Annotated in this window: 25 protein-coding genes; 11 read left to right on the top strand and 14 right to left on the bottom strand. The window is 63.6% G+C overall.

Translation table 11 applies throughout. The features are described 5' to 3' along the window. Positions 1-76: 76 nt before the first annotated feature. On the bottom strand, positions 77-1729 hold the full coding sequence (locus R1T45_RS08655) for an electron transfer flavoprotein-ubiquinone oxidoreductase (protein ID WP_317390608.1): 1653 nt from the start codon (positions 1727-1729) through the stop codon (positions 77-79). 126 nt (positions 1730-1855) lie between these two features. After that, positions 1856-2311: a redox-sensitive transcriptional activator SoxR gene (gene soxR / locus R1T45_RS08650; RefSeq protein WP_132444262.1), complete on the bottom strand. Its 456-nt coding sequence runs from the start codon at positions 2309-2311 to the stop codon at positions 1856-1858. Positions 2312-2395: 84 nt separating this feature from the next. Between soxR and R1T45_RS08645 the strand changes: the two genes are divergently transcribed. The 3 genes from R1T45_RS08645 (at position 2396) to R1T45_RS08635 (ending at position 4471) form a co-directional block, all read left to right on the top strand. Beyond that, on the top strand, positions 2396-2776 hold the full coding sequence (locus R1T45_RS08645; protein WP_317390607.1) for a VOC family protein: 381 nt from the start codon (positions 2396-2398) through the stop codon (positions 2774-2776). A 142-nt stretch (positions 2777-2918) separates the two neighbouring features. Beyond that, positions 2919-3389, top strand: a complete 471-nt coding sequence (greA, locus tag R1T45_RS08640) for a transcription elongation factor GreA (RefSeq protein ID WP_067624274.1) — start codon at positions 2919-2921, stop codon at positions 3387-3389. 14 nt (positions 3390-3403) lie between these two features. Beyond that, positions 3404-4471, top strand: a complete 1068-nt coding sequence (locus R1T45_RS08635; RefSeq protein ID WP_411041382.1) for a hypothetical protein — start codon at positions 3404-3406, stop codon at positions 4469-4471. A 9-nt stretch (positions 4472-4480) separates the two neighbouring features. Here the strand turns inward: R1T45_RS08635 and R1T45_RS08630 are convergent, their stop codons facing one another. Genes R1T45_RS08630 through R1T45_RS08620 form a run of 3 tightly spaced genes read right to left on the bottom strand, consistent with a single transcriptional unit; the run spans position 4481 to position 7738 of the window. Next, entirely contained in the window at positions 4481-6244 is a 1764-nt protein-coding gene (locus R1T45_RS08630) for a bifunctional molybdopterin-guanine dinucleotide biosynthesis adaptor protein MobB/molybdopterin molybdotransferase MoeA (protein ID WP_317390606.1), read from the bottom strand. Further along, the gene (mobA, locus tag R1T45_RS08625) at positions 6241-6843 is read right to left on the bottom strand and encodes a molybdenum cofactor guanylyltransferase MobA (RefSeq protein ID WP_271693039.1); all 603 of its coding nucleotides are present in this window, start codon (positions 6841-6843) and stop codon (positions 6241-6243) included. Before mobA ends, R1T45_RS08630 begins: the two co-directional genes overlap by 4 nt. A 4-nt stretch (positions 6844-6847) precedes the next feature. After that, entirely contained in the window at positions 6848-7738 is an 891-nt protein-coding gene (locus tag R1T45_RS08620) for a formate dehydrogenase accessory sulfurtransferase FdhD (RefSeq protein ID WP_067625048.1), read from the bottom strand. A gap of 49 nt (positions 7739-7787) precedes the next feature. On the opposite strand from R1T45_RS08620, the gene R1T45_RS08615 reads away from it, so the two are divergent. Further along, positions 7788-8510, top strand: coding sequence for an AzlC family ABC transporter permease (locus R1T45_RS08615; protein WP_132444257.1), 723 nt, complete (start codon positions 7788-7790; stop codon positions 8508-8510). Then, on the top strand, positions 8510-8836 hold the full coding sequence (locus R1T45_RS08610; protein ID WP_067625053.1) for an AzlD domain-containing protein: 327 nt from the start codon (positions 8510-8512) through the stop codon (positions 8834-8836). Before R1T45_RS08615 ends, R1T45_RS08610 begins: the two co-directional genes overlap by 1 nt. A 9-nt stretch (positions 8837-8845) precedes the next feature. Here the strand turns inward: R1T45_RS08610 and R1T45_RS08605 are convergent, their stop codons facing one another. From R1T45_RS08605 to R1T45_RS08585, 5 genes are all read right to left on the bottom strand, one after another. Continuing rightward, a complete protein-coding gene (locus R1T45_RS08605) occupies positions 8846-9454 on the bottom strand; it encodes a hypothetical protein (RefSeq protein WP_120351752.1) in 609 nt (202 codons plus the stop codon). Positions 9455-9487: 33 nt separating this feature from the next. Further along, positions 9488-9622 carry an aa3-type cytochrome c oxidase subunit IV gene (locus R1T45_RS08600; protein WP_067625061.1) on the bottom strand — a complete coding sequence of 45 codons (135 nt, stop codon included), beginning with the start codon at positions 9620-9622 and terminating at the stop codon, positions 9488-9490. A 155-nt stretch (positions 9623-9777) separates the two neighbouring features. Continuing rightward, positions 9778-10236, bottom strand: coding sequence for a DUF6173 family protein (locus R1T45_RS08595; protein WP_317390605.1), 459 nt, complete (start codon positions 10234-10236; stop codon positions 9778-9780). A 3-nt stretch (positions 10237-10239) separates the two neighbouring features. Then, a complete protein-coding gene (locus R1T45_RS08590) occupies positions 10240-11316 on the bottom strand; it encodes an MBL fold metallo-hydrolase (RefSeq protein ID WP_067625068.1) in 1077 nt (358 codons plus the stop codon). Beyond that, positions 11316-13043, bottom strand: a complete 1728-nt coding sequence (locus tag R1T45_RS08585) for an acyl-CoA dehydrogenase (protein ID WP_317390604.1) — start codon at positions 13041-13043, stop codon at positions 11316-11318. Before R1T45_RS08585 ends, R1T45_RS08590 begins: the two co-directional genes overlap by 1 nt. A 158-nt stretch (positions 13044-13201) precedes the next feature. Here R1T45_RS08585 and R1T45_RS08580 point away from each other — a divergent pair, with 158 nt between their 5' ends. Then, positions 13202-14134 (top strand): L-threonylcarbamoyladenylate synthase, encoded by a 933-nt coding sequence (locus tag R1T45_RS08580; protein ID WP_120351755.1) that lies wholly within the window; start codon positions 13202-13204, stop codon positions 14132-14134. On the opposite strand, the gene R1T45_RS08575 is transcribed toward R1T45_RS08580, so the two are convergent. Further along, complete coding sequence (locus R1T45_RS08575) at positions 14131-14685, bottom strand: YqgE/AlgH family protein (protein WP_317391056.1); 555 nt, start codon at positions 14683-14685, stop codon at positions 14131-14133. The two genes, R1T45_RS08580 and R1T45_RS08575, sit on opposite strands and share 4 nt — an antisense overlap. A gap of 164 nt (positions 14686-14849) precedes the next feature. Between R1T45_RS08575 and R1T45_RS08570 the strand changes: the two genes are divergently transcribed. Next, positions 14850-15662 (top strand): protein-disulfide reductase DsbD domain-containing protein, encoded by an 813-nt coding sequence (locus tag R1T45_RS08570; protein WP_120351757.1) that lies wholly within the window; start codon positions 14850-14852, stop codon positions 15660-15662. Between the two features lie 9 nt (positions 15663-15671). Here R1T45_RS08570 and moaB read toward each other — a convergent pair whose 3' ends face one another. From moaB to R1T45_RS08555, 3 genes are read right to left on the bottom strand one after another with little or no spacing between them, the layout of a single operon-like run. Beyond that, a complete protein-coding gene (moaB, locus tag R1T45_RS08565; protein WP_120351758.1) occupies positions 15672-16214 on the bottom strand; it encodes a molybdenum cofactor biosynthesis protein B in 543 nt (180 codons plus the stop codon). Continuing rightward, positions 16211-16825, bottom strand: a complete 615-nt coding sequence (locus R1T45_RS08560) for a LysE family translocator (RefSeq protein ID WP_067938287.1) — start codon at positions 16823-16825, stop codon at positions 16211-16213. The genes moaB and R1T45_RS08560 overlap by 4 nt, the downstream gene beginning before the upstream one ends. Continuing rightward, positions 16818-17582 carry a uracil-DNA glycosylase gene (locus R1T45_RS08555; RefSeq protein ID WP_317390603.1) on the bottom strand — a complete coding sequence of 255 codons (765 nt, stop codon included), beginning with the start codon at positions 17580-17582 and terminating at the stop codon, positions 16818-16820. Before R1T45_RS08555 ends, R1T45_RS08560 begins: the two co-directional genes overlap by 8 nt. A gap of 108 nt (positions 17583-17690) precedes the next feature. On the opposite strand from R1T45_RS08555, the gene R1T45_RS08550 reads away from it, so the two are divergent. From R1T45_RS08550 to plsY, 4 genes are all read left to right on the top strand, one after another. Continuing rightward, on the top strand, positions 17691-18638 hold the full coding sequence (locus R1T45_RS08550; RefSeq protein ID WP_067265620.1) for an aspartate carbamoyltransferase catalytic subunit: 948 nt from the start codon (positions 17691-17693) through the stop codon (positions 18636-18638). 56 nt (positions 18639-18694) lie between these two features. Continuing rightward, entirely contained in the window at positions 18695-19228 is a 534-nt protein-coding gene (locus R1T45_RS08545; protein ID WP_120351760.1) for a hypothetical protein, read from the top strand. Positions 19229-19479: 251 nt separating this feature from the next. Continuing rightward, the gene (pyrC, locus tag R1T45_RS08540) at positions 19480-20760 is read left to right on the top strand and encodes a dihydroorotase (protein WP_317390602.1); all 1281 of its coding nucleotides are present in this window, start codon (positions 19480-19482) and stop codon (positions 20758-20760) included. Continuing rightward, complete coding sequence (gene plsY, locus R1T45_RS08535; protein ID WP_132444247.1) at positions 20760-21368, top strand: glycerol-3-phosphate 1-O-acyltransferase PlsY; 609 nt, start codon at positions 20760-20762, stop codon at positions 21366-21368. Before pyrC ends, plsY begins: the two co-directional genes overlap by 1 nt. Positions 21369-21398 lie beyond the last annotated feature (30 nt).

The raw sequence follows: 21398 nt of genomic DNA, 5'->3' as shown, positions 1-21398 counted from the left end.
TTCGCCGATTCAGACAAAGAAAGGACCGACACGCCCTCGCATGCCGGTCCTTTGATTGTGCCTGTTGGCGACCCGTTTACATGTTTGGATAGTTTGGCCCGTCGCCGCCCTGCGGGGTGGTCCAGACGATATTCTGCGTCGGGTCCTTGATGTCGCAGGTCTTGCAATGGACGCAGTTCTGGAAGTTGATCTGGAACCGCGTCTCGCCGGTTTTCTCATCCTCGACGAACTCATAGACCCCCGCCGGACAATAGCGGGCCGAGGGGCCGGCGTATTTCGGCAGGTTCACCTCGACCGGAATGCTCGGGTCTTTCAGCTTGAGGTGCGCAGGCTGGCTTTCCTCGTGATTGGTGAACGAGAAGGCCACGTTGGTCAGACGGTCAAAGCTGAGCTTCCCGTCGGGCTTGGGGTAGTCGATCTTCTTGTGCTTATCCGCAGGCTCGGTCGCCTCGGCGTCCGATTTGCCATGGCTCAGCGTGCCCAAAAGCGAGAAGCCGAGCGTGTTGGTCCACATGTCAAAGCCACCAAGCGCCAGCGAAGCGGTGAGCCCGTATTTCGACCACAGCGGTTTGACGTTGCGCACTTTCTTGAGGTCTTCGGCAATCGGGCCTTCGCGCACATCCGTCTCATATTCGGTCAGCACATCACCGCCCCGCCCTGCTTGGATCGCGGCATAGGCGGCCTCAGCCGCTGCCTTGCCCGAGAGCATGGCGTTGTGGTTGCCCTTGATGCGCGGCACGTTGACCATGCCGACCGAGCAGCCCAGCATCGCCACGCCGGGGGCCACCATCTTGGGCATCGACTGATAGCCGCCTTCGGTGATTGCCCGCGCGCCGTAGGCCACACGTTTCCCCCCCTCGAGCAACTCGGCCACCATCGGGTGATGCTTGAAGCGCTGGAATTCCATGTAAGGGAAGACATGCGGGTTTTTGTAGCCAAGGTGAACGACGAAGCCGACGTAAACCTGATTGTTCTCAAGGTGATAGATGAAAGACCCGCCGCCCGCGTTGCTGTTCAGCGGCCAGCCCATCGTGTGGGTGACGGTGCCTTCTTTGTGCTTGGCGGGGTCGATCTCCCAGATTTCTTTCATGCCAAGACCGTATTTCTGCGGCTCTTTGCCCTCATCCAGCCCGTATTTCGCGATCACCTGTTTGCTCAGGCTGCCGCGCACGCCTTCGGAGAGGAAGACATATTTGCCGTGCAACTCCATGCCCGGCTCATAGCTTGGGCCGGGGGTGCCATCGGCCTGACGGCCCATCTCACCGGCGACAACGCCTTTGACTTCGCCATTCTCGCCGAACACAAGTTCAGAGCAGGCCATGCCGGGGAAGACTTCGACGCCCAGTTCCTCGGCCTGTTCGGCCATCCAACGGCAGACATTCCCCATGGAGACGATGTAGTTGCCGTGGTTTTTCATCAGCGGGGGCATGGGGAATTCGGGGATACGCAGCTTGCCCGCCTCACCCAGCAGGTAAAAGTTGTCTTCTTTCACCGGCACATTGATCGGCGCGCCTTTTTCTTTCCAATCGGGGATCAGCGCGTCCAGCCCGCAGGGGTCAAGCACCGCGCCCGAGAGGATATGCGCGCCCACTTCCGAGCCCTTCTCCAGCACCACGACATTGCAATCGGCGTCCAACTGCTTGAGCCGGATCGCAGCCGACAGGCCAGCAGGCCCGGCGCCGACGATCACAACGTCATATTCCATCGCTTCGCGTTCAATCTCGGCCATTTTGGTGCTCCCTCACGGCAAATTCGGTTTGGATTTGGCTAAACCACCGCCGCGCGCAATGCAATCGCGACCCTGCGTTTATTGCGCAAAACATGGCCTCAGCGACATAACATGACGCGCGACCTGTCAGGCCGCCGGTTCGTCCCCCATCAGATAGCGCGGTCCGGGGCCTTTTTCACCTGCTTGGTCGATAGGATTGTAAAGCGCGCAGGCTTCGAGACTCAGACAGCCGCAGCCGATGCAGCCGTCAAGATTGTCACGCAGCTTGTTTAGGGTGGCGATGCGCACGTCGAGGGCGGCGCGAAAGCCTTCGGAAATGCGGGTCCAATCGGCCTTGGTGGGCGTCCGCCCGCCCGGCAAGCGGTCCAACTCAGCCTTGATCTGTGGCAGGGTGAAACCGAATTGCTGGGCGATCATGACGAAACTCAGCCGCCGCAGATCGGCCCGATCAAACCGCCGCTGCCCGCCCGCATTGCGCCACGGCGCGATCAACCCCTGCGCCTCATAGTAGCGAATGGCCGAAACGGCGAGCCCGGTGCGCTTGGCCAAAGCCCCGATCGACAGCCCCTCATTCACCGCCATTTCGCCCTCACAAATCTCTTGACCTAAAGTTAGGTTTAACAATTACGCTCAGATGGCACAAGCGATCACAAAAGGATAAACGCCATGCCCGCGCAACTTGAACATGCCAATTTCACCGTCTCTGACCCCGCCGCCACCGCCGATTGGATGCGCGAAGTCTTTGGCTGGCACCTGAGATGGGAGGGCGACGCCATGGCCGGGGGCCACACCAAACATGTCGGCACCGAGGCGCATTACGTCGCGCTCTACAATCCCGGCAATGCGGGCACTCTTACGAACACCAGCTACGAAACTATCGGTGCGCTCAACCACATCGCGGTCGTGGTGGATGACCTCGACGCCACCGAAAATGCCGTGCTGGCGCAGGGCTTCACCTCCGGAAACCACGCCGACTATGAGCCCGGACGGCGGTTTTATTTCCACGATGCGGACGGGATCGAATATGAGGTCGTGCAATACGATTGACGGCAGTCAACCGCCGACCCTGAGGCCGTTAGGCACTTGCAATTGGCGGGCAGTTTGGGTCAGGTATCTGCCAAGTTAACACGCAATTGGCCGCCCCCCGGCGAAAACCCGGGTGCGGCCCTCATTATGTAGGCACACCGCCATGGAAAAGATCCCGATGACCCGCGACGGTCACACCGCGCTCGAAGTCGAACTCAAGCAGCTCAAGTCGGTTGAACGGCCCGCCATCATCAAGGCCATCGCCGAAGCGCGCGAACATGGTGACCTGTCGGAAAATGCCGAGTATCATTCCGCCAAGGAAAAGCAGTCTTTCATCGAAGGCCGCATCAAAGAGCTTGAGGGCGTGATCTCGCTCGCCGATGTGATTGACCCCAAGAAACTGTCGGGGTCGATCAAATTCGGGGCCACGGTAACGCTGGTGGACGAGGACACCGACGAAGAGAAGACCTATCAGATCGTTGGTGAATATGAGGCCAATATCGAAAAGGGCCTTTTGAACATCAAGTCGCCCATCGCCCGCGCGCTGATCGGCAAAGACGAAGGTGATTCCGTCGAGGTGCGCACCCCCGGGGGGCAAAAATCCTATGAGGTTCTCAAGATCGTTTACGCTTGACCGGGAAGGCTGACATGGCAGAGCCCGACGCTTCGACACCCCAAGATCAAGCCCCCCGCGCCCCGCGCGGCGGGAAAGGCGCCGCGCGGCCTACGTCGATGGGCGTATACGACCGCCCAAAACCCAACAGCATCACCGAGATAGAGATCATCGCGGGCGCGCTTTCAGCGCTTTGGCTGCTTGGCACGGCGATCTATTTCACCTTCATTGCCGCAGAGGTGCCCGAAGGGGCCAATGACGGGGGGCTGCGCGGGCTGCTGATCCTGTTGGTGGTGATCTTGCCGGTCGCGATGATCTGGGTCGGGGCCACCGCCGCCCGTGCCGGGCGGGTCATGCGCGAGGAAATCCAACGCCTACAAGCCGCGATTGATGCCATCCGGTATTCCTATATCTCGCAACAGCAGGGCAACAAACCTGCGGGCGACAGCAACATCGCGCGCAAGCTCGATGAACTTGCCGCCAGCGCCCGCAAGACCGAGATCGCGCTGGCCGGGCTTCAGGGCCGCGACGAGACTGCGCGCCCCGTCACCCCAGCCCCCGCGCCCACACCGCCCGCCGCCGAAGACCAGCCGACGCTGGCGCTTGGCACGCAGGCGGGCGACAAGACACAGCCGCTCTCGGCCGAGGATTTCACCCGCGCGCTTAACTTCCCCGAAACGGCGGAAGACCAAGCCGGGTTCGACGCGCTGCGCCGTGCGTTGAAAGACCGCTCCGCCTCGCAACTGGTGCAGGCCGCGCAGGACGTGCTGACCCTGCTCAGCCAAGACGGCATCTATATGGACGACCTGCGCCCCGATCGCGCCCGCCCCGAGATCTGGCGTCAGTTCGCCAGCGGTGCGCGGGGCCGTACAATCGCGCCTTTGGGTGGCATCCGCGACCGCTCTTCACTGGCGCTGGCCAATGCGCGTATGCGGCAAGACCCGATCTTTCGCGATGCCGCGCATCACTTCCTGCGCCGGTTTGACCGGACCTTTGCCGAGTTCGAGAAACAGGCAACCGATGAGGAAATCTCATCGCTGGCTGACACCCGCACTGCCCGCGCCTTTATGCTGCTGGGCCGCTGTGCGGGCACCTTCGACTGACGCGCGGCCTTAGCTGGTAAAACTGCCGTAAGGAATGAAACGGACGAGATCGCCGGGCGCAATGTCGCGCGCGGTCTCGTCCAACTCGACCAGCCCTTCGGCCCAGCTTAGCCCGCTGATACGGCCCGATCCTTCGGAGGCGAAAACCTCGGCCCGGCCATCGCGCATCCGGGCGCGCAGGTATTCGCGCCGCCCGGCCTTTTTACGTTTCTCGAAGGCGGCAGGCACATCAAAGCCCTGCGGTTCCTGCCAGCCGCCCCCGGCAAGCAGCGCCATGGCGGGCCGCGCGAAAATCAACGAACAGACCATCGCCGCCACCGGATTGCCTGGCAGCCCGAACACCGGCACGCCTTGCCACAGGCCAAGCGCCAAAGGCCGCCCCGGCTTCACCGCGATCCGCCAAAGCTGCATCGCTCCCGCCTCGGTCAACAGGGCCGAGACGTGGTCTTCGTCCCCCGCCGAAGCGCCGCCGCTGGTCAGGATCACATCCACCTGCCCCGCCGCCGCGTCGAGCCTTGCGCGCAGCGCCGCGCGGTCGTCGGCCACGCGGCCCAGATCGACGGTCTCGTGCCCAAAGTCCGTCGCGAGTTGCAGCAACATGGGGCGGTTGGCGTCGTAAATCTGCCCGTCGCGGGCCGTTTCGCCCATCTCGACCAACTCGTCGCCGGTTGAGATCACGCCGACCTTCAATCGCTTGCGTAGGCGCACCTCTGCCACACCTGCTGCCGCCATCAATGCCAGTTCCGCCGGACCAACGCGCGTGCCTGCGGCGAGGATCACATCGCCGGCTTGTACATCCTCTCCGGCTTTGCGGGTGTTCGCCCCCTGTTTCACCGGCCCGTGAAACCGCAACATGCCGCCCTCGGCGGTCACGTCTTCTTGCAGGATCACGGTATCTACGCCCTCAGGCAGCGCCGCGCCGGTCAGCACGCGGATCGCTTGGCCCGCAGGCACTGCGCCGGGGCGATCCCCCGCCGCTGCACGGCCCGGCACCAGCGGAAGCTCATGCAACCCTTCGCCGCGCCCACCGGCAAAACCGTAGCCATCGACCGCCGTGTTCGGCAGCGGCGGGTTCGCGCGGAGGGCTGTGACATCTTCGGCCACGATACGCCCCCCGGCATCGGCGGCGGGAAAGGTTTCCGCCCCCGTCACAGGGTGGAGGCGCTCTTTCAACAGCGCCAGCGCATCATCCACCGGGGTCCAATGCACGCCGGGTGGGAGGGCAAAGCAATCGTTGCGCAGGGGCGGGGGTGCGGTGGTGGCAGGTGCCGTTGGGGCGGCGATCAGCCCCACTTCGCGCAGGATGAAATCGGCAATCGCACGGGTGTCGTTCAGGTCAAAAACAGGCCGGTCCATCTCAAGCGCCACGTCGCTGGCCACCGCCCGCACCGTCGGGTCATCCGGCGCGATCAGCGCGTTTCCGGTCTCGGCCCGGTGCGCTTCGACCTTGGGATGGCCATCGCGTTTGTAGCCTTCGATCAGCACCAGATCGACAGGCGAAAGCCGCGCCAGATGCGCGTCGAGCGGTGGCTCTTCGGCCCCGCGCAACTCATGCATCAAGGCAAAGCGCGCGCCGGAGGCCAGCAGCACCTCGCGCGCGCCCGCGACGCGGTGGCGGTGGCTGTCCTTGCCGGGGTGGTCCACGTCGAAAGTGTGATGCGCATGTTTGACGGTCGAGACGGTGAAGCCGCGCCCGGTGATCTCGGCCACCAACCGCTCCATCAATCCGGTCTTGCCCGCGTTCTTCCAACCGACGACACCGTAAACCCTCATGCCATCGCCTCTGCTTTCGCCAAATCCTCGGGCGTGTTCACGTTGAAGAAAGCGGCCTCATCGGGGAACAGCGCCTCGCGCCCGTCGTGCTGTTCGGTCCAGAGCACCACCTTGCGCAGCCCGCCCGCCAAAGCGCTGCGCAGATCGTCGCGCAGCGCCACGGGCCAGAGGCCAAAGGTCGGATGCCGCGCCGTGCCGCGTTTGGCATCCGGCGTCGCGGCCAAGGCGAGCGGATGGGCCATATCATCAGCGGCGAGTAGCAGACGGGGAACCAGATCACAGGGGAAGAAAGGCGTATCGGCAGCGGCGGTCACAATCGTATCGGCCCCCTGTTCGGCGGCCCAGTCGAGCCCGGCCAGCACGCCCGCAAGCGGCCCGGCGAAACCCTCGATACTATCCGCCAGCACCGGCAGGCCCAGATCCGCAAAGCGCGCCGCATCGCCATTGGCATTGAGCGCAAGTCCCGCGACCTGCGGCTCCAGCCGGTCGATCACCGAGGACAGCAGCGTGCCCTGCCCCAGCGGCAGCAAGCCCTTGTCACCGCCGCCCATACGAGTCGCCTGCCCGCCCGCCAGAATGACGCCAAGTGGTTGTTTCATCGCTTTATTCCTTCGCGCCTTTGCGCCCGCTTTTGCGCGGCTCCTCGGCCACGGTGGTCGGATCCGCGTCGCGGATCAACCGCCCCTCGCCCGCCAGACAGGTAAATCGCTGCCCGCGCATCCGCCCGATCAATGTGAGATTAACCTGCTGCGCGATTTCTACCCCCCAAGCGGTGAAGCCTGAGCGTGACGCCAGCACCGGAATGCCCATCATCGCCGTCTTGATCACCATCTCAGATGTCAGCCGCCCGGTGGTATAGAGCACCTTATCCTCGGCCCCGACCCCTTCGGAGAGCATCCATCCGGCGATTTTGTCGACCGCGTTGTGACGGCCCACATCCTCCATATAGACCAGCGGTCGGTCGCCTTGGCACAGCACGGTGCCGTGGATCGCCCCGGCCTCCAAATAAAGGCTCGGCGTGCGGTTGATCTTGGCCGCGAGCGCGTAAAGGTCCGAGGTGCGCACCGGCGTATCAGGAAGGCGCACATCGGCCAGCCCCTCCATCATATCACCAAAGACCGTGCCCACGGCGCAACCGCTGGTGCGGGTCTTGCGCTGCATCTTGTCTTCGTAATCGGTGGCGCGTTTGGTGCGCACGACGACGGTCTCAAGCTCTTCGTCATAGTCGACGCCGGTGATCTCTTCGTCCGGGCGCAGCATCCCCTGATTGCGCAGAAAGCCGAGCGCCAGATAGGCCGGGTAATCGCCAATGGTCATGGCGGTCACGATCTCTTGTCGGTTGAGGAATATCGTCAGGGGGCGTTCTTCGACCACATTGATCGCCACCTCCGCGCCGGTGTGATCCACGCCAGAGACATTCCGCGTCAGTCGAACAGCAGTGGGATCGGGGGCGATCAGATAATTGCTAAGTTCATTGTCGCGGGCCAATTGTATCCCCTTCCGGTTAGGTCTAAGCCTTTGACATTATATTTAAGAGTTCGTCATGGCCATCACCACCACCAAATCCGCCTATCGCAAAGGTATCGTTGACGCATTGCCTTTCGTGCTGGTGATCATCCCCTTCGCCTCTCTCTTTGGTCTATTGGCGACAGAGGCCGGGTTGAACGTATTCGAGACGCTGACATTCTCGATCGTGGTGATCGCCGGGGCCGCGCAGTTCACGGCGCTGCAACTGTTGCAAGAAGACGTACCCACGGCCATCGTGCTGGCCTCGGCGCTGGCGGTGAACCTGCGTATGGCCATGTATTCGGCCTCTCTCACCCCGTGGATCGGGGGCGCGCCGCTGTGGCAGCGGGCGCTGGCGGCCTATATGACGGTCGATCAATCCTATGTGGCGGCGATGACCCAATATGAGCGGGAACCGCAGATGACGGTGCCGCAGCGGATGGCCTATTTCTTTGGGACCGTGACGCCGGTGGTGCCGCTTTGGTATATCTTCACGCTGATTGGCGCGATGGTTGGCTCCAGCGTGCCGGACAGTTGGGCGCTGGACTTTGCCATCCCGATCACCTTTCTGGCCATGATCGCGCCGATGTTTCGCACACTGGCCCATGTGGCGGCGGCGCTTGTTGCGGTGATCGTGAGCCTCATCGCTGTCGATGTGCCCTATGCGCTTGGGCTGATCATCGCGGGGCTTGCTGGCATGATCACCGGCGCGCAGGTCGAGGCGTGGATGGAACGGCGCAAACCGGGGAGCACGGCATGATGATCGACAGAACCTCACTTTGGATCGTGATCATCGGTCTTGGGCTGGGCAGCTTTTTCCTGCGCTTTGTCTTTACCGGATTGGTCGGCAACAAGCAGATGCCCGCGTGGCTGTTGCGGCATCTGCGCTATACCGCCGTGGCGATTCTGCCCGCGCTGGTGGCACCGCAGGTGCTTTGGCCCTCGGGCACGGACGGGCAGTTCGACCTGCCGCGTGTGACTGCGGCGGTGGTCACGCTGGGTGTGGGACTGGCGAGCAAGAACGTGCTCGCCGCGATCCTGTCAGGGGCCGCGGCGCTCTATGGGATGCTCTATCTGGTGGGGTAAGCGCGGGCGCTACTGGCGGGCCAGTTGCGCCGCACGCAGGGCGTCGATCACATCGCCCTCATCATCTTCGTAATATTTCGTCGTGGTGACACCCGGCAGAGTCTCAAACCGCTCTTGCAGCTTGACGGGGTAGAACGTCGACCCAACGCTTTGGAAGCCGGGGATTTGGCTGAGAATGCCGCTGGTGGCATTGGCGCAAAATGCACCGGGCACCGCTCCGTTGGAGGTTACCAACCGAAGCGCCCGTTCGGCCACTTCGGGGCTGACCGGGATTTCCTGACTGACCACATGAAAGGTGCTGCGGGCATGGGCGGATTTATAGGCCTGCAGCCACGCGGGCGTCACCCCGTAGAGCACATCGCCCCGCTCGGCCATCCGCGCGTCCCGGAACGATCCGGCGGGGTCAAAGATCACCCGCTGCGAGCCGTTTACCATCAGGGCAGTATGTCCGCCGCTGCCGGTACGGTTGTTCACCATGGTCATCAATGTGAGGGAGGGCGGCTCGGGTGAGCGATAGGCCGCACGCGCCACGACATCGGGCGGGCTATCGGGGCTTTGATCCACCGAACAGCCAGCCAGAACGCCTACCAAGGCAATCGTCGTCAAGAGAGTTTTCAAAGGGTTACCCTCTCACGCAGGGATAGGGCGTGATCAACCGGCAAAGATCGCCAGCAGAACCAGGATCGCCAGGATGACAACGGCGCTGCGCGTCACGAAGGTCATGAACCCGTCAAAGGTCTTTTGCTGTGGTTCGTAATTCATGCTGCCGTGTTCGTGTTCAGCCATTTTCGTCTCCCTAAGACAATCTGTTGGCGCTGATTAACCTATTCGTAACACCCTGTCACGGGGGGATGATAATCAGAAAACCATACTAGCGTTACGCGAAATTACGCGCTAGAGGGGAAGCTTACACTTGCGCGCACACGAAAGAGTCGTGCAGGTCAGGTCTCTTCCAGATCGGCGGCCAAACGAAAGCCGATCCTTTGCGGTGCGGCATCGGGCACTTTCTTTGGCAGGGCCCGCAACATCACGTTTAACTGCCCCACATGCTGCACCAATTGCGCCCGCGCCCCTGCCGGATCGACGCCGTAAAAAGTGATGATGTCGGGGTCGAAATACCCCATGCCTTCGATCCGCAGCACCCCGGCGTCGCCCCCGGCAAAGCCAATCGCCGCCTCATGGTCATTGTCGAGCTTTTCTTCAAAATTCTTGAGATAAAGCACGACCCGCTCATAGGCCCATTGCGCGGGCGACTTCTGTTTCACCGGTTTGTCGGTTACCGATTTGGGCAGCGGCTGGTCGCCTGACTTGGGCTGATCCGCGCCTGTATGCACCTCATGCATACGCGGCAGTGCGGCCTCCTCATAGGCTTCGGCCGCCGTTTTCACCTCATCGCCCATCGCTCACCCCTTGCGCTGATACACCCATGCGCCGTCTGCCTCACGCAGCACGCGTGTGGCCTCTCCGGCTTGGTAAAGGTGGCTCAGATGGGCGACGGCTTCAACCAGCGCTAGGCCATATTCCGCCTCGCCGATGCTGCGCTTGAACAGCGGCGCGAAGCATTCCGAGGCCGATTTCGGCGTGTCAATATAGGCCAGCAGGCGGCGCAGGGCGCTGTGGTGGTTCTCGATCAACTGTTTAAGTCGCGTCGGCAGGCCGGTGAAGGGCAGTTTGTGCCCGCCAAGTACCAGATGATCCTCGCGCGCCAAGGGTAGGAAACGCTCGCAAGCCTCCAGCCATTCGCCGATGGGGTCGGCCATGGGCTCCGTCGGGTAGACGCCGATGTTGGGGCTGATGGAGGGCAGGATTTGATCCCCCGCGATCACCAAATTGTCATCCCGGCTCCAGAAGGTGGCGTGTTCGGGCGCATGACCATTGCCGATATGCACATCCCAATCGCGCCCGCCCATACGGATCACGTCATCCTGCCGGATCCGGGTGAAGCCTAGCGGCAGCGGGGCCACCACGTCGGAAAAATTGAAAGGTCGTTCGTTGGCGCGTTTGTCGTAGAGCTCCGCCGCCATGCCCGCTTTACGATAAAACGACAGGGATTCGGCGACCGGCACCTCTTGCACGTCCAGCGTCAGCATCCGCGCGGTGAGCCATGCTGTCCGTGTGGTGACCAGTTCCGCGCCATGCTCCGTCTGCAACCAACCGGCAAGGCCGATGTGATCGGGGTGATGATGGGTGACGACCACGCGCGAGATCGGTTTGCGGCCCAGCGGTCCGGCCATCAGCCCCTGCCAGATGTCCTTTGCCCGGCGCGAAGCGAAACCGGTGTCGATCACCGTCCAGCTGTCACCTTCGTCCAGCGCATAGACGTTGACGTGATCCAGCTTCATCGGCAGCGGCAGGCGGAACCAAAGCACCCCCGGCGCCACTTCTATCGCCTCCCCCTCGGCGGGGGGCACGTCCCATGGATAGCGCAGCCCCTTGGGCGGTTTCGGCGTGGTGGCGGAGAGGGTGGCCTGTTCTGTCATCAGCTTCTCAGGTCTTCGACATCAAGCGCATAGAGGTCTTCGGCCCCCGCCTGCGCATGGGCCAGCAGCCCCTGATGCTCGGGCAAGAGGCGTTGGATGTAAAATCGCGCCAGCTTTTCACGTGCACCGCTGCCGCCTGCGGCTTTCTCGGCCATGGCGGCTTGCAAATGCAGATGCCCGCCCAGCACACGGGCAAAGGCGCGCAGGTAAGGCACGGCCCCGGCGAAGCGTTCGTTCATGTCCTTTTGCGCGGTCATCCATTCGGTCGCTTCGCGCAGGGTCTCGCTGGCTTGCCAGACGGCATCGGCCATGCGCGGGAACGGGTCGCGTGCGGTCTCGGCATCGGCTTCGATTTCGTCCAGCAGCCGGTTCGCTGCCTCACCGCCGTCCATCATTTTGCGGGCGACAAGGTCCATCGCCTGAATGCCGTTGGTGCCCTCATAAATCGCCGTGACGCGTACATCGCGGCTGAACTGCGCAGCGCCGGTTTCTTCGATAAAGCCCATGCCGCCATGCACCTGCACGCCCATCTCGGCAACGCTCATGCCTACGTCAGTGCCGAAAGCCTTGGTGATCGGCGTCAGGAACGCCGCCCGCGCCGCCCATTCGTCGCCCTGCCCGGCGCGCGCCATGTCGCTGGCATAGGCGCAGCTCAGCGCGATGGCACGAGAGGCAAAGATATCGGCCTTCATGCTCAGCAGCATCCGGCGTACGTCGGCGTGATCGACAATGGTGCCCGTGCCACCCTCGACAGGCGACCGGCCCTGTTTGCGGTCCCGCGCATAGTCCAGCGCCAGTTGATAGGCGCCTTCGGCGGCACCAATGCCCTGTTCGCCCACGCCAAGCCGGGCGTTGTTCATCATGGTGAACATTGCCGCCATGCCGCCACCCTCGCGGCCGATGATCCAGCCGGTGGCATTGTCATATTGCATCACCGCGGTGGGCGAGCCGTGCAGCCCCATCTTATGCTCAAGGCTGACCACGCTCACGCCGTTGCGCTGGCCCGGCTCCCCCTTCTCATCCGGGATGAACTTTGGCACGAGGAACAGGCTGATCCCCTTGGTGCCCGCAGGCGCCCCCGGCAGGCGGGCAAGAACCAGATGGCAGACATTGCCCGCGAAATCATTATCGCCCCAAGAGATATAGATTTTCTGGCCCGAGACCGCGTAGGTCCCGTCGGCATTGTCCTCCGCCCGGCTGCTCAGCGCGCCCACGTCCGACCCGGCCTGCGGCTCGGTCAGGTTCATCGTGCCGGTCCATTCGCCCGAGATCAGCTTGGGCAGGTAGAGGGTCTTGATCGCGTCGCTTGCGTGATGCTCCAGCGCTTCGATCTGGCCTTGGCTCATCAAAGGTGCGAGTTGCAGCGACAGGCAAGCGCCGCTCATCATCTCGTTGACTGCGCTGGTCAGGGTCATCGGCAGGCCCATGCCGCCGAACTCAGGGTCGGCCGACATGCCGATCCAACCGCCCTCGGCAATCGCGGCAAAGCCTTCGGCAAAACCGGGAGAGGTGCGCACGATGCCGTTCTCCAACTTCGCGGGGTGCAGATCACCGCCGCGTTGCAGCGGGGCCAGCACATCATCGCAAAGCCGCCCCGCCTCGGACAGGATCGCCCCGGTGACGTCTTCACTGGCTTCAGAAAAACGGTCGGTGGCACGGAGCGTTGCGAAATCCAGTACGTCCTCGATCAGAAAACGGTAGTCATCCACGGCGGCGCGGTACGGCATATCATATCCTCCTGAAAGGCGCGCTTGATCTGGCAAGCCTGACATGGCCCTGATAAAGGCTGGTTTATGTTGCCGCCAGCATGAAATGCCCGGCCGCCCCCCGCAACCCAAACGCGGCGTCACGGGATGCTGCAGGATTAGACAGGATTAGCCCTGCTATGACCGAGACGCTGACCCCCACGCCCCAAGGCATCGCCCGCGCGGCGAAGCTGCTGCAAGACGGTGCGCTGGTCGCTCTGCCGACCGAGACGGTCTATGGCCTTGGCGCGGATGCCCGCAATGGGGAAGCCGTGGCGGGCATTTATGCCGCCAAGGGGCGGCCCAGCTTCAATCCGCTGATCGTGCATTTGCCGGATATCGAGACGGCCAAACGATACGTTGAGTGGACGGACGAGGCCGACCGGTTGGCGCAGGCCTTTTGGCCCGGCGCGCTGACATTGGTCTTACCGCTCAAACCCGACAGCGGGCTGTCGTCACTGGTCACGGCGGGATTGCCCAGCCTTGCGGTGCGCGTGCCAGCCCACCCCGCCATGCGGCAGGTCTTGCAGGCACTCGATGGTCCCGTGGCCGCGCCCTCGGCCAACCCATCGGGCAAAATCAGCGCCACCACGGCTGCGCATGTGCTGGCGGGCCTAGACGGTAAGATCGCGGCGGTACTGGATGACGGCGCCTGCACTGTTGGTTTGGAAAGCACGATCCTCGGTCTGACCGGTCCCCGCCCTGCCCTGCTCCGCGCAGGCGGCCTGCCGAGTGAGGCGATAGAGGCGGCGCTCGGGCAACCGCTAGAGATCGTCGATGGGGCAGAGATCATCGCGCCGGGGCAGTTGGCCTCTCACTACGCCCCTGGCGCGGCGGTGCGGTTGAACGCGGAAACGGCTGGGCCGGGCGAAGTGCTGCTTGGCTTTGGAACGATGGTTTGCGACCTCAACCTCTCGCCCTCCGGCGACCTGACCGAGGCTGCGGCGAAGCTTTTTGACCATCTGCACCAGTTGGACGCCACCGGACAGAGCATCGCCGTAGCGCCGATCCCCGATCACGGCTTGGGCCGCGCGATCAACGACCGTTTGGCCCGCGCCGCCGCCCCGCGCTAGGCGTGGCCGGCTGAGGCCGAAAGCCCCAAGGGGTCGATGCCCAGCGTTTTGAGCGCTGCCGCCCATTTCTCTACATCCGGCAGGTCAAAGATCACCTCTGGCGAGGCCTCGCAGGTCAGCCAGCCGTTCTGCGCAATCTCGCCCTCCAACTGCCCCGGCCCCCAGCCCGCATAGCCCAGCATCAACTGCGCGCGCTCTGGCCCCTTGCCGGTGGCGATGTCTTCTAGGATGTCGCGCGTGGCGGTCAGCGCAATGCCATCGCCGACCCGCAGCGTTTCAAGGGCAGAGCGGTATTCATCGGAATGCAGCACAAAGCCGCGCCCCGTCTCGACCGGGCCGCCGAAATGCACCGCCAGAGATTTCGCCTGCGGCGGCGTGTCATCGACCAATTGATCCAGCACATCCGACAGGCGCAGTTCCGGGGCGGGTTTGTTGACCATCAGCCCCATGGCGCCCTGTTCTGAATGCGCGGAAAGATAGATCACGGAATGGGCGAAACGTGGATCGCCCATGCCCGGCATCGCGACCAGTAGTTTGCCCGTCAGTTCCATTGTCTGACCCGTCAACGCCCACCTCCTGAAGGTAACCTTTCTTTGAACATGGCCGCTTGCGCCCTACAAAACAAGAGATGCCGCCCGCCGCCCGCCCCATCGGCGAAACATGGATGATGCAAATGTGACTTGGCAGGCGCGGATGGATACCGCATCAAGACCCCATGAATATATCGCGCCTCTTCTCCGCCGTTCTTTCCTGCCTTGCCCTTGCCCTGCCCGCCGCCGCACAGGACGGTGTCGGCACGCCGTTGCAGGGTGATCTGCTCACTGGTTGGCAACAGTCTGACGGGCGGCGGGTGGCGGCGATCCGGCTGCGCATGGCACCGGGGTGGAAGACCTATTGGCGCAGCCCCGGTGACGCAGGCATTCCGCCAGAGTTCGACTGGTCCGGCTCTGACAACCTGCGCGATGTGCAGATCACATGGCCCGCGCCCAAGGTCTTTGACCAAGGGGGCGTGAACTCCATCGGCTATGCCCGCGAAGTGATCCTGCCGCTGACCATCACCCCGCGCCGCCCCGGTGCCCCGGTAAGCTTGGACGCCAGCATCGACCTTGGCGTGTGCAGTGACATCTGCCTGCCACAAACCATCCGCCTGCGCGCCCTGCTCGACACCCGTGACAGCAAGCCCACCCCGGCCATCGCCGCCGCCTTTGCAGCGCGGCCCTATTCGGGGGCCGAGGCTGGATTGAAAAGCGCCCAATGCAGCCTGCGCCCCACCGCGCGGGGGCTGGAGATCGAAACCCGGCTTGCCCTGCCCTCTGCCGGGGGTAAGGAGACCGTGGTGATTGAGCCCGGCAACCCCAACATGTGGATGAGCGAGATGGACAGCCAGCGGTCGGGCAATACACTTGTCGCCAGCGGAGAGATGATCGCCGAGAACGGCACGGCGCTGGCATTAGACCGCTCTGCCATTCGGATCACCGTCATCGGGCAGGATCATAGTGTCGAGATCACGGGCTGCACCTCTGGCTAAGTCACGGCGCTACTTGCGGCGCTGATGCTCGTCCAGCCGGGGCATGATCTCAACGAAATTGCAGGGCATATGGCGGTAGTCCAACTGCTTGAGCAGTATGCCGTCCCATGCGTCTTTGCAGGCCCCCGGGCTGCCGGGCAACGCGAAGAGATACGTCCCCTGCGCCACCCCGCCCGTCGCACGGCTTTGCACGGCGCTGGTGCCGATCTTCTCCATTGAAATCATGGTGAAGACTGTGCCGAAAGCGTCGATCTCTTTCTCATAGACATCGCGGTGCGCCTCGACGGTCACGTCGCGCCCGGTGAGGCCGGTGCCGCCGGTGCTGATCACTACATCGATTTCAGGGTCCGCGCACCAGTCGCGCAATTGCGCCGCGATGGCGGGGCGGTCGTCGGTCACGATTTCGCGCGCCGCCAGCACATGGCCCGCCGCTTCAATCCGTCCGACCAGCACATCACCCGAACGGTCCTCGGCCAAGCTGCGGCTGTCCGAAACGGTCAGCACGGCAATTCTCACGGGGATGAACTCCCGGCTGTCGTCGATCCTGCTCATGTCCGCTCCATCATTGCCAAACGCGCGGCCAGTGCCACGAAAATGCCGCTGCTGATCCAACCGAGCACACGCCCGCCCCCGGCCAGCCGTCGCCCGATTCCGGCAGCGAAGACTCCCACCGCGCCGTTGATGACGAAACCGCCCAAGGCCAGCACCGCGCCAAAGGTCAAGAACTGCGCCAAGACCGGCCCAGCCTCTGGCACCACGAATTGCGGCAGAAAGGCCAGCACGAAAAGGATCACCTTAGGGTTGGTCAGATTGACGATAAACCCGGTGTTAAACGCCCGCCAGCCGCCCATGCCAGGCGTCGTATCCCGCGGTTTTCCGGCCTGTCGCAACGTCTGCACCGCAAGCCACAGCAAATAGGCCACGCCGAGCCAGCGGATCAGATCAAGCGCCCAAGGCAGCGCCGCCACCAGCGCACCAAGGCCAAGCCCCGCCAGCGTCACATGCACCAAAGCGCCCGCGGAAATCCCCGCGCTCGCCGCCAATGCGGCACGCGGACCTGACCGCAGCCCCTGCCCGAGGCAGAACATCATATCCGCCCCCGGCGTGAGGTTCAGCGCAAGGGCTGCGGGCACAAAGGCCAAAAGGGTCAGCGCATCAACCATCGCGCAGCTTCGCCCGAACACTCAACAGATCGGCCCAAGCCTCACGCTTGGCCTCGGGATTGCGCAGAAGGTAGGCGGGATGCACCATCGGCATGCAGGACAAATCCGCGGCCTTGGTCCAATTGCCCCGCAACCGCATGATGCTGCGCTTTTCCAGCAGCGACTGGCAGGACCAATTGCCAAAGAGCACCAGTACCTTGGGCTTGGCCAACTCGATATGACGCTGCACAAAGGGGCGCATCATCGCAATCTCATCCGGTTTCGGGTCGCGCCCCTGCGGCGTGCGCCACGGCAGGATATTCGACAGATAGACATTGCGGTCCCGCCCCATGTCGATCGCGGCCAGCATCCGGTCAAGCATCTGGCCTGTGCGCCCCACGAAAGGCTTGCCCGCGCGGTCTTCGTCGCGGTCGGGCGCTTCGCCAAAGATCATCAAAGGCGCGCCCGGCACCCCATCGGCAAAGACCAGATTGCGCGCACCCTTGTGAAGCTCGCAAAGTTCGAACCCTTGGACCGCGGCACGCAACTCTTCCAAGGTCTGCGCGCCCCGCGCGGCGCGGCGGGCCAAGGCGACGGGGTCGGGCGTTTCCGACGCCTGCAAAGGCTGGGGGCCCTTGCCGATCTTGGCACTGGCTTTGGGCGGGCTTGCGGGCACCTCATAGCGGTTGACCGGCGCGTCGCAAATCGCCTCGGTCGCGCCAAGCTCAACCTGCCACGCCAGCATCTCTGCCGCCTGATGATAATCGAATGATTCCATGGCCGCAGCTTACGCCCTGTGGGCGGGGGGCGAAATGCCCTATCGCTGCGCTTTACGCGCCAACCCACCCGCGCCTATAAGGCGGCAACAGCAGAAGGGATCGCCACCATGTCATTCGCCCATCGCCACCTGCTTGGCATCGAACAGCTCTCGCAGTCCGACATCACCACCCTGCTGGATTTGGCCGACACCTATGCCGACCGAAACCGCCAGCCGAACAAGCATTCGGACGCGCTGCGCGGGCTGACGCAGATCAACATGTTTTTTGAGAACTCCACCCGAACGCAGGCGAGTTTCGAGATCGCGGGCAAGCGTCTGGGCGCGGATGTGATGAACATGGCAATGCAGGCCAGCTCGATCAAAAAAGGCGAAACGCTGATCGACACGGCGATGACGCTGAACGCAATGCACCCCGACCTGTTGGTCGTGCGCCACCCGCAGTCGGGCGCGGTAGACCTGCTGGCGCAGAAGGTGAACTGCGCCGTGCTCAACGCGGGCGACGGGCGGCATGAGCATCCCACGCAGGCGCTGCTGGATGCGTTGACGATCCGCCGCGCCAAGGGTAGGCTGCACCGCCTCAGCATCGCGATCTGCGGCGATATCGCGCACAGCCGGGTGGCGCGGTCGAACATCCTACTGCTTGGCAAGATGGAGAACCGCATCCGCCTTGTCGGCCCGCCGACCCTGATGCCGAGCCAGATCGACCAATTTGGCGTCGAAGTCTTTGACGACATGAAAAAAGGCCTCGAAGGCGTCGACGTGGTGATGATGCTGCGCCTCCAGAAAGAGCGGATGGACGGCGGCTTTATCCCGTCCGAACGCGAGTATTACCACCGCTACGGGCTGGACGCCGAAAAGCTCGCCCATGCCAGCCCCGACGCCATCGTCATGCACCCCGGCCCGATGAACCGCGGGGTCGAGATTGACGGCACCTTGGCCGACGACATCAACCGTTCCGTCATTCAAGATCAGGTCGAGATGGGCGTCGCCGTGCGCATGGCCGCGATGGACCTGCTGGCGCGCAACCACATCGCCGCCCAGCCCGGCGCGGCCTGACCGGAACCCTGAAGGGCCGCGCGGCGTTTTCCTGAGAACAGTTAAAGGAAGCCGTCATGCCCCATACAGAAGTCGCCCCGCAAGAAGCCGGCAAAGTCCGGGTCTACACCCTCTCGCTCTCGGATGACGAGGCGCGGGCCATGCGTGATGATGAGACCGCACAGGCCGCCGCCCTTGGGGTCGAGCGGATTGACGCGGCCTATACAGAGGTCTTCCGGGTTGCCGACCTCGATCAACTGGGGCTTGCCGGCTATCTGCGCGACGGCAATGGCGTGAACCCCAACCAGATCGAGACGGACCGCAGCAAGCTTGCCGCGCTCGACGGCTGGGTAATGATCGTCTACTCCCGCGCTTTCGCCGGGCAGTCGCTGCAACTGGCTCCGATCCCGGCGCTGACCCATATCGGCACCTATACCGAAGGCGGCCCCGACACGCCCGTGCAAGCGATGGAAGCCGAAGCCGCCCAGCCCTACACCGGCATCCCCCGCGTCTCTCCGGCTGAGCCTGCAAAGGGCGGTGGCGGCAAGACGATGGTGATCGTGGCCGTTGTCGCGCTGATCCTGCTGGTCATCTGGTGGCTGCTGGCCTAAGGCGAAAACCGCTGGCACCCTTGGTGCTGGCGGGTTACATCTGGCCCATGCAAGAACCTGAACACGATCCCAAGATGTCTGGCCGTATTGCGATGGTCGCCCTTCTGGTGGCTTTTGGCGTGGTCGGTATGATGATTTGGATCGGCGGTTAAGGGCGACACCTGCCTCAGAAAACCGCGAAAACCGCTTGGTCTGGGGGGCGATTTGGGGCATGACAGCGGCGCATCCGCTATCGCATCAAAGGCCCGCCCATGACCCAGTTCTTCACCAACCTGCGCCTTCTAGACCCCGAAGCCGGCACGCTTGAGCCAGCCGCTGTTTTGGTCCGCGATGGGGTGATTGCCGAGGTTCTGGACGGTGGCGCCACAGCGCCCGACGGCGCAGAGGTGATGGATTGCGGCGGTCATATCCTCGCCCCCGGCATCGTCGATATTGGCGTGAAAGTTTGCGAACCGGGCGAGCGGCATAAAGAAAGCTACCGCTCTGCCGGGCTGGCCGCAGCAGCGGGCGGGGTGACAACGATGGTCACACGCCCTGATACCGATCCGGCCATCGACAGCCCCGAAACACTCGAATTCGTCACCCGCCGCGCCAATGAGGCCGCCCCAGTGAATGTGGTCCCCATGGCCGCGCTCACCAAAGGCCGCGACGGGCGCGAGATGACCGAGATTGGCTTCCTGATGGATGCAGGCGCCGCCGCCTTTACCGATTGCGATCGCGTGGTGACGAATACCAAAGTCTTCTCCCGCGCGCTGACCTATGCGCGCAGCCTTGGTGCACTCGTCATCGCCCACCCGCAGGATCCGGGGCTGAGCAAGGGGGCGGCTGTCACCTCCGGCAAATTCGCCTCGCTGCGCGGCCTGCCTGCCGTGTCGCCCATGGCCGAACGCATGGGACTGGACCGCGACATTGCCCTGATCGAGATGACCGGCGCGCGGTATCACGCAGACCAGATCACCACCGCACGCGCCCTGCCCGCGCTGGAACGCGCCAAGCGCAACGGGCTCGACATCACCGCGGGCGTGGGCATCCACCATCTGACGCTGAATGCGCTCGACGTGGCCGATTATCGGACCTTCTTTAAGGTGAAACCGCCACTGCGCGACGAGGAAGACCGCATCGCCGTGGTCGAAGCCGTCGCCAGCGGCCTGATCGATATCATCTGCTCTATGCACACCCCGCAGGACGAAGAAAGCAAACGCCTGCCCTTCGAGGAAGCCGCCAGCGGCGCGGTCGGGCTGGAAACGCTGCTGCCCGCCGCCCTGCGATTGGTCCATGCCGAGATGATGGACCTGCCGACGCTCTGGCGCGCGCTGTCGCTGAACCCGGCCAAACGGCTCGGCCTGCCCGGTGGGCGGATTGCCGTGGGGGCGCCTGCGGATCTCGTGCTGTTCAACCCCGACGCCCCCTTCGTGTTGGACCGCGCGACGCTGCGGTCAAAATCCCGCAACACGCCCTTTGACGGGATGCGGATGCAGGGTAAGGTCGTGGCAACTTATGTTGCAGGCTCCTGCGTTTACGAGGCGAATTGATGCCCCCTATCGACACTTCTATTGAAATGATCCTCTTTTGGGCGCTGGCGGGCTACGTCATCGGCTCTATCGCCTTTGGCATGCTGCTGGCGCGGCTGATGGGGCTGGGCAACCTGCGCGATATCGGGTCGGGCAACATCGGCGCGACCAATGTGCTGCGCACCGGCAACAAAAAAGCCGCGGCGCTGACGCTGTTGCTGGACGGGGCCAAGGGGGCCGTTGCGGTGCTGCTGGCCCGGGCCTTCGCGGGCGAAGATGCCGCGCAGGCGGCGGCGCTCGGCGCGATGATCGGCCATTGCTATCCGGTCTGGCTTGGCTTTCGCGGCGGCAAGGGCGTGGCGACCTTTTTGGGCCTCATGCTGGCGCTGGCATGGCCTGTCGGGCTGGCATGCTGTGCGGTCTGGCTGATTACGGCGGCAGTCTCGCGCATCTCGTCCCTGTCGGCGCTGGCAGCAGCGGCAAGCTCAACCTTTTTGCTGGTGTTCCTCGGCTATGGAGAAATGCTGCTTTTGGGCATCGCCCTGACGCTGCTGATCTTTTGGCGGCACCGCGACAACATTCGCCGCATTCGAAGCGGTACGGAATCGCGGATTGGTCAGAAGGGCTGACACCGCCCGAAGGCGGCATCAGCCAATTCA

Source organism: Sulfitobacter sp. LC.270.F.C4 (assembly GCF_032922545.1).
Classification (GTDB): Bacteria; Pseudomonadota; Alphaproteobacteria; order Rhodobacterales; family Rhodobacteraceae; genus Sulfitobacter; species Sulfitobacter profundi.
Note: the sequence above shows the minus strand (reverse complement) of the source record. Positions and strands in the feature narration are given on the sequence as shown.